This is a genomic window from Prevotella conceptionensis 9403948, assembly GCF_000312305.1.
Classification (GTDB): domain Bacteria; phylum Bacteroidota; class Bacteroidia; order Bacteroidales; family Bacteroidaceae; genus Prevotella; species Prevotella conceptionensis.
The window spans coordinates 1-932 of the sequence record NZ_HE999496.1; the positions used below are offsets into that span (position 1 = coordinate 1).

The 932-nt window shown below is 55.9% G+C and carries 1 protein-coding gene; it reads left to right on the top strand.

Going from position 1 to position 932, the window contains the following annotated elements; translation table 11 throughout:
- Positions 1–932: IS66 family transposase (gene tnpC / locus BN93_RS15910; protein ID WP_019189265.1), on the top strand; the 932-nt coding region annotated here is incomplete at both ends.

Below are 932 nucleotides of genomic sequence, written 5' to 3' on the forward strand. Positions count from 1 at the left end.
TTGTGCCTACGTCCCCCTTGCTTTTATGTCAAGGTTGAAGACCGCGTTGTCTGCCGTCAGAAGGATGCAAGGCCAACTGACGCAAAGGTCGGCATACTGGAAGCCCCCTTGCAGAGGCAGGCAGTGGATTGTTTTGCCGACGCCTCCCTGCTGGCCGAGATTGTCACGGGAAAGTTTGCCTATCACCTGCCGGAGTATAGGCAGAGCGCCAGATGGAAGGAGCACGGCATCAACATCCCCACCTCAACCATAAACCGTTGGGTTCACGGCGCCGCCGATGCACTGCATCCGCTGTATAAGCTTCAAGTGGGGCTGATTTTGCAGAGCCCCTACCTGCAAGTTGATGAGACCAGCGTACAGGTTGCCGACCGCAAGGGCAAGACCCGCAAGGGTTACCTCTGGGGAGTGAGGGATGCGCTGCATTCCCGGGGCGTATTCTTCCACTGGAAGGAAGGTTCACGGTCGGGCGCCGTGCCCGACGAGCTCTTCAAGGGCTACCACGGCGCCATACAATCCGACGGGTATGAGGCATACGGCAGGTTTGAAAACGTTCAGGGCATAGAACTGTTGGGATGCATGGCCCATGTCCGGCGAAAGTTCGAGCATTTAGCGGCAGACGACAAGAATGCCGCCCACATAGTCGACACCATCGCCGCACTTTACGAGCTGGAAGAAAACCTGAGGCACGGCAACGCCGGCCATGAGCAAGTTCTGGCTGAACGGAAATCCAAAGCCTATCCCATACTGAAGTCGCTTGAAGCATATTTTAAGGAGGTACACAAGCAGTACCTCCCCAACGAAGCCATGGAGAAAGCCCTGCGCTATGCCTTCTCCGTATGGATACGTATCAGCCGATACGTACAGGACGGGCGTTTCAACATAGACAACAACCTCATGGAACAAGCCATCAGGCCCATCACGCTGGGAAGAAA